A 12,466-nucleotide genomic window follows, 5' to 3' on the forward strand; every position below is an offset into this window, starting at 1 on the left:
TCAGTTGACCGTGACCTGACCGAGGGCGGCTTTCGCCTCCCGGGCCTGATGTTGCGGCGCGTAGACCTGAGTGAAACGCACCGGCGGCAGGTTGAACTGGCCCTTCTGCGAGAAGCGCACCAGATGCCGCAGACGCAATTCACCGCTCAGCGCATCCACCGGCACCGCGTAGGCCAGTTGGCCCGGTTCGAAACGTGCCTTCTCCAATGCGGTCGGCTCGGTGCCGTCCTTGCCCTGCAACTTGATGCCCCACGTGGTGCGCTCGACATCCGCGCCCGGCGGCAGCGGCACTTCGAGCATGCCGTAGCGCAGCGGTTTTGGTGCCTTGCTGGTGAGGATCACTTCGTCCAGATACAGGCTGTCGCTGGACAACGGTTTGCTGCCGACCGGCTCCAGTTTGAAGGTGAACGCTTCATCACCCGGCACCAGACGCGACAGGCGACGAGTGATGGTCACCGCCATCGGATCAATTGCCGGTTGCTGGGTCTGGAAGCTCAGCGCCGCACGCAACGGACGCTCCTGAGTGCCCGACACCGACAACACGCTCGGCACCGGCGCAGCACCCTGCCACGTCCAGTACATCTCGCCGGTCGCGCCGTAGTTTTTCTTCCAGCCATCGCCCGGTGCCAGCGCGATGGTCGGCGAGGCCTGAGCGATGCTGCGTTGCAGCCAGGTCAGCGCCAGCGCACGTTCGAGCGTCGATTGCTGCGGCAACAGACGTTGCAGCAACGCCGTCGCACGAGCCTGATCGAACGGTTGCAACGACAGGTTCAGCGCTTCGGCAAACGGTTGAGAGCTGACGGCCAAACGCTGTTGCGCAGCGCCCAACTGACGATTGAACGCGTCCGGCAAAGCGACTTTCGACTGCGTGGCCAGCGATGCGGTCAACACCCGCGCCGCCGCCAGACCGAGCGCCGAATCCGGATCGCTCATCACCAGGCTGTCTTCGCCATCGTCCATCAGGGTTTCGGCATTGCCTTCCCCGGCCTTGGCCAGATCCTCCATCAAACCGCTGAGCAACGTGTTGACCGGCAGATGCATCTGCTTGGCGAACGACAGGATCAGCGCCCGTTGCAGCAATGGCGTGTTCGGTGCCTGCTTGGCGTAGACCTCCAGCACCCGCTGCCAGTGCTCCGGCGGCAGGGTCAGATCCAGCACCTGACTGGCGTTCCAGTCGGCGTAATAGGCGTAAGCGGTGAGGAACGCATCCGGCTCGCCGTCGAAGCCCCACCAGGTGAAGCTCGCCGACGGCCCGGCCATTTGCACCAGACGCAGACGGCTGTTCTGCATGATCAGGCGCAAGCGGTCGCGGATCTGCGGGCTCGACGCCAGCGACGGATAGGCGATGCTCAGGGGCAGCAAGCGACTGGCGGTCTGCTCGACGCCTCCGTACGGATAGCTGAGCAGATCGTCGAGGGCCGAACGGAACAGCGCTTGCGGGCTGTCATCCAGACGCAGGCGAATGTCGGTGGCGTCTGCCGGCAGGCTCAGCGGCGTGTCGCCGCTGGCCACGTCGAGGCTCTGGGTCTGCGTCACTTGCCAGCCTTCACCGGTCGCGGTCAGGCGCACAGCCAGGGCGTCGGCGGTTTTGCCGTCCTGCACCAGCTCGGCCGTCCACTCGCCGGTGGCCAAGGCGAACGCTGGCAGCGGCAGGTAGTTGATGCCGTTGTTGAGGGTCACCGGCAAACGCTGTTCGGCGCCGGCGTAGTGCGTCACCAGTTCAGCCTTGACCGGTTTCTCGGCCTGGCTGAAGGCGAATACGCCGAGTTGCGGCTGATCGCCCTTGCGGAATTTGCTCGGCCCGCTCCACTTCAGGTACAGCGGTTTTTCCGAGCGCACGAACTGCTTCTTCTGCCCGACCCGACCGTCATCGGCAATCGCCCGCGCGGTGATGCGCCAGCGGGTCAGCGAGTCCGGCATCTTGAAGGTGAAACGGGTCTTGCCCTCGGCATCGGTCAGCAACTCTGGCTGCCACGCGGCGGTGTCGACGTCTTCGCGGCGCGGCCGCTCCAGCACTTTCACCCCGCGTTCGCTGCGGTTGGCCTTGCCCGGTGCACCGGGGCTGCCCGGTAACGCCACGTCGTAGCTGATGAACGACAGGCTGGCGCTGGTGCGCACGTTGTTGCGGCGCGGGTGGTAGAAGAACTGGTCGATGGTCGGCGCGACTTCCGGTTGCAGCGCGTAGACCATTTCATCCACGACGCTGACCGTCAGGTGCGCCGGCACCGCTTTGCCGGCGAACTGTGTGGTCAGATCGACCGTCACGGTATCGCCCGGTTGATAGGTGTCTTTGTCGGTCTTGATCGCCACGTCGATCTGCGGCGCGACAACCTTGATCCCGGCGTTCTGGAAGCTGTACTGACCGCCCTTGGTGTAGAGCACCGAGAATGTCAGGTTCGGCGCGAAATTGTCCTTCACCGGGATGCGTGCGCGGTATTGGGTGTCGCTGAGTTTTTCCAGTTTCAGCCAGTCGCCGCCCTTGGCCAGCAGCGCAGTGGCTTCGACCTTGTCGCGCTCCAGCGACAGCAGTGCATCGCTGACTGGTTCGGGGAAAGTGATCAGCGCCAGCGCTTCGTCGCCGGCCTTGTACTCGGGTTTGTCGAGGACGATTTCCACGGTGCCCGGCACTGCCTTGACGCCGTCGCCAGTGACCGAATGACCGGTCGCACCAAGCACTCGGCCGTGCTGATCTTTCAGCGACAGGTTGTAGGTGCCCGGACGCTCGAAGGCCACGCTGAAGCCTTTGTCCTTCGCCGCCAGTTTGCCTTCGCCGGTGGTCTGGTCTTCGAGTCGAACCCAACTGTAGCTGCTCGGCACAACGGCCTGCGCCTGTTGGCTGCCGCCCTCGTTGGCGTAGCTGAACGCGACCTTGTCACCGACCGCGCTGAAGCGCTGCGGCGCGCTCAGACGGAAGCTGGCAGCGCCCCGGTCGATGAGAATTTCCTTGGTGGTCTTGACCCGATACGCAGCGCCATCACTGGCAAACACGGTGAGCATGTAGCGGCTCGGCTTGTCGGCGGCCGGCAGGTCGAGGGTCGCGTTGCCCTTGCTGTCGGTGGTCAGTTCGGTGCTGGTCAGTTCCACAGGGAATTGCCCGAGGTATTGCAGTTCGTTGTCGACCATCGACAGTTGCTGGGCGCGCAGACTCAGGGTCAGTCTGGCGTTGGCCACTGGTTTGCCGTCCGGGTACAGCAGCACCAGGCTGCCCTTCACCGGTTCGCCGGTGCGGTAATCCTGCTTGGCCGGGTTCAGCGAGATTTCGAAGTGTGGCTTGATGTACTCCGCCACACGGAACGCGCTGCTGTAAGCCTGATCCTTGTAATTGAAACGCAGCTCATAACCACCGGCCACCGCGTTGTCCGGCAACTGGAAACGGCCCTGGGTGCCGGCCTTCGAATCGAGCTTCAGATCAAGTCGCTGCAGCTCGGTACCGGTCGCATCAAGCACGCTGACATTGACGTCCGCCGCGCCCGGCAATACCGAATCTCGCGCGTTCTTGAATTCGCGGCCGACGATTTTCAGCGACACCCAATCACCCGGACGATACAGCGGCCGGTCGGTGAAGGCGTAGAGTTTGGTGTCGTAGATTTCGCTGTCGTAATAGAAGTTTTCCGAGACGAATACGCCGCCCTCTTCGTCTTCGCCAATGACGAACGAACGCTCCGGGCTGACGTGTTTCAGGCGCAGCAGACCATCGGTATCGGTGGCGCCACTGCTCATCACGCCGAGGCCGTCGGTCCACAGCACATTGACCTTCGGCACCGAGCTGCCTTCGTGTTTGCGCGCAGCCCACACCAGCAATTCATCACCGGCAATCTTGCTCACCGCCACGGTGTTGGAAACGAAAACCATGGTGGTCGCGCGGTACTTGCCGATCAGCGCTTCGACCAAATACAGGCCCGGCTTCAGGTTGCCCAACGGGATGTAGACGTTACCCGGCGCGACGCTGACAAACTCGCTGGAAGACCCGGCCAGATTGACCCCGGCCGGCGGCTGAATCGGCTTGGCTTGCCACAGCGGATAACGGAACTGACTGACCACCGGCAGGCCTGGAATCAGGGCGAATTGCGGCTGCGCGTCGTAAGGCGTCGGCGCGGCGATGGCGTTGCCCATCTTCAGTTCCGGCACTTCCTCGGTGACTTGCTGGCGCGACTCATAGGAGAACGCACGCTGCATCACCCGACGGGATTTGCGGTACCAGTTGTCCCACAGGTACGCGAGGGTGTTCGACAGGCCTTCGCCCTTGAACTGGCCGTCACTGACCACGCGGTGCAGGTTCTTCTGGCGCTTGAGGAAGTCCAGCGGCTTGTCGATCTTGTACACGCGAATGTCGGCGCCGCCGTACGGTTCCATGCGGAAACGACGGTAGTCACGGCCCGGTGCTTCGAGGCGAACCACCGCCTGTTCGTCGCTTGCAAAACTGCTGTCGGCCAGCAGGAAAAAGCTTTCACCGGACACCGGCGTGTAGCCGCTTGGCTCCACGGTGTCTTCGGCATTCACGGCCGAAAATGGCAGGGCTAACAGCAACAGAAAAGGCAGTAAACGCAGCATGCGGGCACCGGTCATTGGGAGAGAAAGTTCAGTCGATAGACGCCGATGAAGTTGGGGTTGGCTGCGTCGGGTATCCATCGGGTGTCCTTCCATGTCATGAGTTGCTGCAGGCTTGCCGAACGCATGCCGTTGTCAGTGGGGGTGGTCGTGCCGGTGTGATAGGCGATGTAGCGGCCCATCCAGATCATCAGGTGCTGGTCGTCGCCCTGATCGAAAAACATCAGATCGCCGGGCCGTGCCTGAGACACGTCGCGTCCGATCAGATGGCTGTTGAACTGAATCAGTTTGATCGCGTTGACGTACGGCCCGACCTTGCCGCCGCCCTGCTGCCACTGCTGGGCGAGCTTGCGCTGATCGGCGCTCAGGTCCAGCTCCGGCGGCAGGTAGCGATTGGACACGCCATTGCTGCGCAGCCATTTATCGTCGTGGACTTTCAGCGCTTCGTTGGCGGCGAAACGCACCAGCCCGGCGCAGTCCTGCTGGTACCAGCGCGGGCTCGGGCCTTTGCTCAACTGTTCCTGAGCGATGCGCACGAACCAGGCGCGAAAGACCTGGGACTGCTGCGGATCGAGGGCCGGCGCCTCAACGGCTCGGGCGCCGGCGCTGAGCAACAGCGCCAGCAAGCCAAGGCTGCGAATCAGTCCAGTCACAGCGCTTTCCACTCCAGCGGCAGCCATTGCCAGTGACCGTCGGGCTCGCTGCCTTCGGGCAGGGTCAGGGCGTATTTGCCCATGCCGCCGAGGGTGCGCAGTTTCGGGATCAGGTAGGTTTGCGCGGCGTTGTAGAACACCGGTTCCATGTCCTGCGGCAGGCTGTCGAGGGTTTCCTGCTGGATCAATTGCGCCATCGAATCCGGGCCGAAGTAGACCGGCATCAGCACGTCTTTCGGCAGTACGTCGGCCATCGGCGGGAAGCGTTTGTCGAGGGTACCGAGAGCCTTGTCGACCAGTTTGTCGTCGAGGGAAAACAACAGCGTCGAACCGTGGCGCGCCAGGCTGACTTTCATGAAGGCACGACCGGTGATCGCGTCCGGATCTTCTGCATCCTTGGCCGCGTACGGGCCGAAGTTGGAGCTGACCTGACGCTGCCAGAGATGGCTCTGGCCTTCCTGTTTCTCGACCACCGGGAACGCGTGCTCGTCGACCTTGCCTTCGTAGGCGCCGACCATCGAATCGAACAGCGTGCCGATATCCGCGTCGAGTTTGCCGTTGTCTTCGTCGTTCAGACTGGCCACCAGCAGTGGCGTGTACAGCCGCGAATCGGCGTACCAGCAAAGGCCCGCCGCGCCGGCCACGTGTTCGGTGAGTTTCTGCGCCACGGCTTCTTCGGCGCCGAGTTTCACCAGCAACGGTTTCTGCGGCTCGGCGGCCACCGGCAGGGTCACGCAGGCACTGGCGCCCAGCGGCATGGCTTGCCAGACCGGTTTGAAATCGAAGTCCGGTTGGTTCTCCAGCTCGTCCATGGCGAGATAGCTGTGCCAGCCCTTGTCGTCCATGTCGAAGCGCAGGCCGGCGAAATTCGGAATGAAACGCTGATAACCCATGGCCAGGACGCTGGAATTGACCGACAGACGCTGTTTGGTTTCAGGTGTTTTGGCCGTGAGCCCGAACGCTTCGGGGAACAGTTTTTCACCGTTGAGCAGCGCCGCCAGCGCTTGCGGCGAGACGTGACCGGACTCTTCGGAAGCGCCACTTTCCGGGTCGTAGAATTTGGTCGGGTTGGACAGCACTACCAGTTTGTCGCCACGGGAGGCGAACAACAGGGATTTACCGGCGTTGTAGGTCAGTTGATAGAGCGGCACTTCATCGCCGCTGACTTTCAGGGTGCTGAACACGCTCAGTTGCGAATCATCCAGCGCGACTTTCGCCAGCGGCTCCAGCACTTTGGCCAGCCCGCCGCGATCCATCACCAACAGAAAATCCTTCAGCCGACCATCGGCGCCACGCCACAACGCCACGTCTGCCGGTTGATCGAAAAGCTGTTCGATCAGGCTGTCCTGCAGCTTCAGGTCATGCTCGTAGATGATCCGCCGCAGACTGCCGATCAACCCGAGGCGATCGGCGTGGGTTTCGTAATAGAAGACGAAATCCTCGGTCAGCGTGGCCTTGAGGAACGGCACCGTCAGCAGGTCCTTGGGCAACTGGCTCAGGGAGCGGGTTTCGAGCAGCGCGTCCGGGCGGCTCAGGCCGAGCTTGTCGCTGGCCAGTTCCGCCGGCGGCGCCTTCGGCTTGTGCATCAGCCAGCCGAGCCCGCCCGCCACGCCGGCCACCAGGCACAGCCCGACCGCCAGCAACGGCCAGCGCCGGGAAGGTTTGGCGGCGGGCGCATCGGTAGCCGGGGTCGCAGTGTTATCGCTCATCTTCTCGCTCATGTTCCCAAAGCTCGGCAGTTCATCCGTGGTGCGGGATGCTTAATAGTTGAAAGTCTTGACCAGCAGCAGATCACCGATGGCCCGCAGGGGCACGATGAACGTTTCGCGTTTTTCGTCGACGGTGTTTTCGTTGAGCACCAGCGTGATTTGCGAGGTGATGACCTCGTTCTGGTTGCTGGTCTCCTCGAAGTTATAGCCGCCGTTACCGAAGTTGCCCCAATAGTTGACGTAAACCAGATAGGTGCCGTGCAGCGGCGCGGTCATGGTGAACATTTCCGGGCCGGGGCCATCGACGCCATCCGGATCAAGACCACCGCCGTTGCTCATCGCCGGACGCGCCCAGAAGGCGTGCTGGCCGTCAGGCGTAATGACGTGCAGGTCGAGTTCGGCTTCAGGGTCGTCCCAACCGAGCACCACGCGGATCCGCGCCGGCGTGCGCAAATTGTTGGCTTCGTAGAATTGAACGCGCTTGAGCGACTGGCCGTCGGCGCTGATCACTTCGACGCTGTTGGAACCGGCGCCAAACGCATACGGCCGGGCGAAACGCCCATCGTCGTCGGTGTACAGATTCAGAGGATTGCCATTCACCGCCAGGCTGTGCGGCGGACGCAAATGCCCGATCGCCTTGAGCTGGCCCTGGATCATCGTGCGATTGCGCTGGATGCCGCGATCAATGGGCGGCGTGGGATAGGCGACCTGCGGGTTTTCCGTGCGATCGAGCAGCCCGTGATAGCGCCAGCCACCCACCGGCTCCGACAACTCCGCGCTCGGCGCCGCCAGCAGCGCGGGCGCGCAGGCCAACCCGATCAGCAGCAAAAGAAATGAACGCATGTGATGCCTCCTGCCATGCCTGACGAAACCTTGCACCCGATCCTCGGTACTTCACAGCGCTGAAAACTGCGTTTCGTCTGAAAGACCCGTGACTGTCGGGTCGTAGAAGGCGCGAAGGTTAGCGATTCGGCAGTTTTTTAACAATCGGATACATGTGGATTTGCGGTGGGAATCACGGCGTCCAGTGGACGATGAGCCGAATAGGCGTCATATTCGGCTCACAAAATGAGCCGAATACCGTTTCTATTCGGCTCACGCACTCAGGAACGGCATTTCATGGCAACTCACTGGATCTGGCAGCAGCCCGATTGGCCCGACTTCAACTGGCAGGCAGCGCGTCTCACTGCGCTGTTGCGCGAATGCGTTCAGGCGCAGGGACAATTGATGGGCATGGCGGGATCAGTGGGCAATTCACTGAGCGCTCAGACTGAGCTGGACGCGTTGCTGCAGAACATCGTGACCTCCTCGGCCATCGAGGGTGAGCAGTTGAATGTCGGATCCGTGCGATCTTCACTGGCTCGGCGCCTGGGGCTGGAATCACCGGATGGCGACAAAGTCAGCAAGCGCAGCGAGGGGCTCGCGCAACTGATGCTCGATGCTACTCAACGTTTTGCCGAACCGCTGACGCTGGAACGATTGCTGGAATGGCACTCATGGCTGTTTCCAGAACAGGAAAGTGGTTTCCTTTCGCGAGCAATCAATGTCGGCGCTCTACGCGGCGATGAGCCAATGCAGGTGGTTTCCGGGCGAATCGACCGCCCGACCGTGCATTTCGAGGCGCCACCGCGACAAGGGCTTGAGCGACAACTCGACAGTTTTCTCAAATGGTTTGACGCCAGTCAGCATCAGGCAGGCCTCGATCCTTTACTGCGAGCCGGTATCGCGCACTTCTGGTTCGTCACTTTGCACCCGTTCGATGACGGCAACGGCCGTCTTACCCGCACGCTCACCGATCTGGCACTGGCTCAGGGCGAAGCGCAGGCGATTCGTTTTTATGCGATGTCCGCCAGCATTCTCGATGATCGTGCGGGCTATTACCGGATTCTCGAATCCAGCCAGAAAGACACAATGGACATCACCGACTGGCTCGCATGGTTCCTGCAAACCTTGCTGCGCAGCCTGCAACAGGCCATTGCGCGGATTGAAGGCGTTCTGGGCAAGTCACGCTTCTGGCAAACGCATCGGGAATCCGAGCTGTCGGTGGAGCAGATCAAAGTGCTCAACCGCCTGCTCGACGGTGGTGAACGCGGTTTCGAGCACCGTATCAGTGCGGCGCAGTATCAGGCCGTGGCAAAAGTCTCCAAGGCGACGGCGACCCGACATCTGGCGGATCTGATGGAAAAGGGATGTCTCGAACGCTTGCCCGGCGGTGGGCGCAGCACGCGCTATCAGATCAGTTTTCCAGGCAAATCCGCGGGCTAATCCAGGCGCCGCTCATTTGCCCATACCCCCCCTATCTGCTAGTGTCGCGCCGGTTTAACGTCAACCGGAATTAGCCGCCATGGCCCGCAAAAAAGCTGCACTGGATTTCGAACAGTCCCTCGCCGACCTGCAAACGCTGGTGGAGCGTCTGGAGAACGGTGAATTGTCGCTGGAAGACTCGCTGACCGCTTTCGAGCAGGGCATCGGCCTGACCCGTGACTGCCAGGCGGCGCTGGCCCAGGCCGAGCAGAAGGTTCAGGTATTGCTGGAGCGCGATGGCGAACTCGCCGAGGAACCCTTCGACGCGGATCAGCCAGAATGATTGCAGCGTATTCGGCCACCAGCCAGGCGCGCGTTAACGCGGCACTGGAAACCCTGTTCAACGCCCCGCTGCCAGAACTGGCGCGCCTCTATGAAGCCATGCGCTACAGCGTGATGAACGGCGGCAAACGCGTGCGTCCGCTGCTGGCCTACGCGGCATGCGAAGCCCTCGGCGGCAAGGCCGAACAGGCCAACGGCGCGGCGTGTGCGGTTGAGCTGATCCATGCGTATTCGCTGGTGCACGACGATTTGCCGGCGATGGACGACGACGATCTGCGTCGCGGCCAGCCAACCACCCACAAGAAATTCGACGAAGCCTGCGCAATCCTCGCCGGTGACGGCTTGCAGAGCCTGGCGTTCAGCGCCCTGCTCGACCCGCGTCTGAGCGACCTGAGCGCGGGTATCCGCCTGCAACAGGTCACGGCGCTGGCGCACGCAGCAGGCCCGGCCGGCATGGTCGGCGGTCAGGCCATCGACCTTGGCTCGGTCGGTCTGAAGCTCGATCAGAAAGCCCTCGAACAGATGCACCGGCACAAGACCGGCGCACTGATCGAAGTCAGCGTCAAGCTCGGCGCCCTTGCCAGCGGCCGTGCCGAGAAAGATGAACTCAAGGCCCTGCAGACTTATGCACAGGCCATCGGCCTGGCATTCCAGGTGCAGGACGACATCCTCGACGTCGAAAGCGATACCGAAACCCTCGGCAAACGCCAGGGCGCCGACATCGCCCGCGACAAGCCGACCTACCCGGCCCTGCTCGGTCTGGACGCGGCCAAGGCTTACGCGCTGGAACTGCGCGATCAGGCCCTGCACGCGCTGCGACCGTTTGACGCGGCTGCCGAGCCGTTGCGCGATCTGGCCCGGTATATCGTCGACCGGCGCAACTGAAGGCTTATCTGCCAAAAAAGACCAACGCGTGGGCAGGGGGCGATGCATCAGGTAAACTGCCGCATCTTTTATACCTATAACGATTCGCCTGATGCCCACGACGTTTCATGAGATTCCCCGCAAGCGCCCGACCACGCCCCTGCTCGACCGCGCTAACACGCCGGACGGCCTGCGCCGGTTAGGCGAAGCCGAGCTGGAAACCCTGGCTGATGAGTTGCGCCTGGAATTGCTCTACACGGTCGGCCAGACCGGTGGGCATTTCGGTGCCGGGCTGGGCGTCATCGAGCTGACTATCGCGTTGCATTACGTTTTCGACACCCCGGACGACCGGCTGGTGTGGGACGTCGGTCATCAGGCCTATCCGCACAAGATCCTCACCGGTCGGCGCGAGCGCATGGAATCTTTGCGCCAGAAGGACGGCATCGCGGCCTTCCCGCGCCGCTCCGAGAGCGAGTACGACACGTTCGGCGTGGGTCATTCCAGCACCTCGATCAGCGCCGCGCTGGGCATGGCCATCGCCGCCCGCCTGCAGAACAGCGATCGCAAGGCGATTGCCGTGATCGGTGACGGCGCACTGACCGCCGGCATGGCGTTCGAGGCACTGAACCACGCGCCGGAAGTCGACGCCAACATGCTGGTGATCCTCAACGACAACGACATGTCGATCTCGCGCAACGTCGGCGGGCTGTCGAACTATCTGGCGAAGATCCTTTCCAGCCGCACCTACGCGAGCATGCGTGAAGGCAGCAAAAAAGTGCTGTCGCGCCTGCCTGGCGCCTGGGAAATCGCCCGCCGCACTGAAGAATATGCCAAAGGCATGCTGGTCCCCGGCACCCTGTTCGAGGAGCTGGGCTGGAACTACATCGGCCCGATCGATGGCCACGACCTGCCGACCCTGATCGCCACGCTGCGCAACATGCGCGATCTGAAAGGCCCGCAGTTCCTGCACATCGTCACCAAGAAAGGCAAAGGCTTCGCCCCGGCGGAAGTCGACCCGATCGGTTACCACGCCATCACCAAGCTCGAACCGCTGGGCGCCCCGGCCGCTGCGCCGAAGAAGGCTGGCGGGCCGAAGTATTCCGGTGTGTTCGGTGAATGGCTGTGCGACATGGCCGCTGCCGACCCGCGCCTGGTGGGTATCACCCCGGCGATGAAGGAAGGCTCGGATCTGGTGGCGTTCAGCGAGCGTTTCCCGCTGCGCTACTTCGACGTGGCAATTGCCGAGCAACACGCCGTGACCCTCGCGGCCGGCATGGCCTGCGAAGGCGCAAAACCGGTGGTGGCGATCTACTCAACGTTCCTGCAACGCGGTTACGACCAGTTGGTGCATGACGTCGCGGTACAGAACCTCGACGTGCTGTTCGCCATCGACCGCGCCGGTCTGGTGGGCGAAGACGGCCCGACCCACGCCGGCAGCTTCGACCTGTCGTTCCTGCGCTGCATTCCGGGCATGGTGATCATGACCCCGAGCGATGAAAACGAACTGCGCAAGATGCTCACCACCGGTCACCTGTACAACGGCCCGGCGGCGGTGCGTTACCCACGCGGTACCGGCCCGAACGCGATCATCGAGAAAGTTCTCGAACCGATCGAGATCGGCAAGGGTGTGGTCCGTCGTCAGGGCAGCAAGGTCGCCCTGCTGGTGTTCGGCGTGCAAATGGCCGAAGCCCTGAAAGTCGCCGAGACGCTGGACGCGACCGTGGTCGACATGCGTTTCGTCAAACCGATGGACGAAGCGCTGGTGCGCGAGATCGCCAACAGCCACGACCTGCTGGTGACCATCGAAGAGAACGCAATCATGGGCGGCGCCGGTGGCGCGGTCAGCGAATTCCTCGCCCGCGAGAACATCCTCAAGTCGGTGCTGCACCTGGGCTTGCCGGATGTTTACGTCGAGCACGCCAAACCGGCGCAGATGCTGGCCGAGTGCGGGCTGGATGAGGCCGGGATCGAAGCGGCGGTGCGTGAGCGCCTGGAACTGCTGAACAAGTAAGCACACCGTCCCTGTGGGAGCGGGCTTGCCCGCGATGGCTTCGGCACATCCAACATCAATGTTGACTGTGCCGACCTCATCGCGGGCAAGCCCGC

General features: G+C 62.7%; 8 protein-coding genes. 4 read left to right on the forward strand and 4 right to left on the reverse strand.

The features are described 5' to 3' along the window. The 4 genes from IHQ43_RS25745 to IHQ43_RS25760 are packed head-to-tail and all read right to left on the reverse strand — an operon-like array spanning position 1 to position 7,753. Positions 1–4,566 (reverse strand): alpha-2-macroglobulin family protein, encoded by a 4,566-nt coding sequence (locus IHQ43_RS25745; RefSeq protein WP_192562544.1) that lies wholly within the window; start codon positions 4,564–4,566, stop codon positions 1–3. Next, the gene (locus tag IHQ43_RS25750; RefSeq protein WP_064382202.1) at positions 4,563–5,228 is read right to left on the reverse strand and encodes a DUF1175 domain-containing protein; all 666 of its coding nucleotides are present in this window, start codon (positions 5,226–5,228) and stop codon (positions 4,563–4,565) included. The genes IHQ43_RS25745 and IHQ43_RS25750 overlap by 4 nt, the downstream gene beginning before the upstream one ends. Next, positions 5,198–6,910, reverse strand: a complete 1,713-nt coding sequence (locus tag IHQ43_RS25755) for a DUF2138 domain-containing protein (protein WP_192562545.1) — start codon at positions 6,908–6,910, stop codon at positions 5,198–5,200. Before IHQ43_RS25755 ends, IHQ43_RS25750 begins: the two co-directional genes overlap by 31 nt. Positions 6,911–6,961: 51 nt before the next feature. Next, positions 6,962–7,753, reverse strand: a complete 792-nt coding sequence (locus IHQ43_RS25760) for a YfaP family protein (protein WP_192562546.1) — start codon at positions 7,751–7,753, stop codon at positions 6,962–6,964. Between the two features lie 276 nt (positions 7,754–8,029). Between IHQ43_RS25760 and IHQ43_RS25765 the strand changes: the two genes are divergently transcribed. The 4 genes from IHQ43_RS25765 (at position 8,030) to dxs (ending at position 12,371) form a co-directional block, all read left to right on the forward strand. Further along, positions 8,030–9,175 (forward strand): Fic family protein, encoded by a 1,146-nt coding sequence (locus tag IHQ43_RS25765; RefSeq protein WP_192562547.1) that lies wholly within the window; start codon positions 8,030–8,032, stop codon positions 9,173–9,175. A 79-nt stretch (positions 9,176–9,254) separates the two neighbouring features. Continuing rightward, positions 9,255–9,497, forward strand: a complete 243-nt coding sequence (locus IHQ43_RS25770) for an exodeoxyribonuclease VII small subunit (RefSeq protein ID WP_007894317.1) — start codon at positions 9,255–9,257, stop codon at positions 9,495–9,497. Beyond that, complete coding sequence (gene ispA / locus IHQ43_RS25775; RefSeq protein WP_192562548.1) at positions 9,494–10,381, forward strand: (2E,6E)-farnesyl diphosphate synthase; 888 nt, start codon at positions 9,494–9,496, stop codon at positions 10,379–10,381. The genes IHQ43_RS25770 and ispA overlap by 4 nt, the downstream gene beginning before the upstream one ends. A 91-nt stretch (positions 10,382–10,472) precedes the next feature. Then, positions 10,473–12,371 (forward strand): 1-deoxy-D-xylulose-5-phosphate synthase, encoded by a 1,899-nt coding sequence (dxs, locus tag IHQ43_RS25780; protein ID WP_192562549.1) that lies wholly within the window; start codon positions 10,473–10,475, stop codon positions 12,369–12,371. Positions 12,372–12,466 lie beyond the last annotated feature (95 nt).

Origin of the sequence: Pseudomonas gozinkensis (genome assembly GCF_014863585.1) — a bacterium.
GTDB classification, from domain to species: domain Bacteria; phylum Pseudomonadota; class Gammaproteobacteria; order Pseudomonadales; family Pseudomonadaceae; genus Aquipseudomonas; species Aquipseudomonas gozinkensis.

Coding starts and splice junctions, on each gene's coding strand:
- IHQ43_RS25760 (WP_192562546.1), bottom strand. CDS start 7,753: ATGCGTTCATTTCTTTTGCTGCTGATCGGGTTGGCCTGCGCGCCCGCG.
- IHQ43_RS25765 (WP_192562547.1), top strand. CDS start 8,030: ATGGCAACTCACTGGATCTGGCAGCAGCCCGATTGGCCCGACTTCAAC.
- dxs (WP_192562549.1), top strand. CDS start 10,473: ATGCCCACGACGTTTCATGAGATTCCCCGCAAGCGCCCGACCACGCCC.
- ispA (WP_192562548.1), top strand. CDS start 9,494: ATGATTGCAGCGTATTCGGCCACCAGCCAGGCGCGCGTTAACGCGGCA.
- IHQ43_RS25755 (WP_192562545.1), bottom strand. CDS start 6,910: ATGAGCGATAACACTGCGACCCCGGCTACCGATGCGCCCGCCGCCAAA.
- IHQ43_RS25745 (WP_192562544.1), bottom strand. CDS start 4,566: ATGACCGGTGCCCGCATGCTGCGTTTACTGCCTTTTCTGTTGCTGTTA.
- IHQ43_RS25750 (WP_064382202.1), bottom strand. CDS start 5,228: ATGGCTGCCGCTGGAGTGGAAAGCGCTGTGACTGGACTGATTCGCAGC.
- IHQ43_RS25770 (WP_007894317.1), top strand. CDS start 9,255: ATGGCCCGCAAAAAAGCTGCACTGGATTTCGAACAGTCCCTCGCCGAC.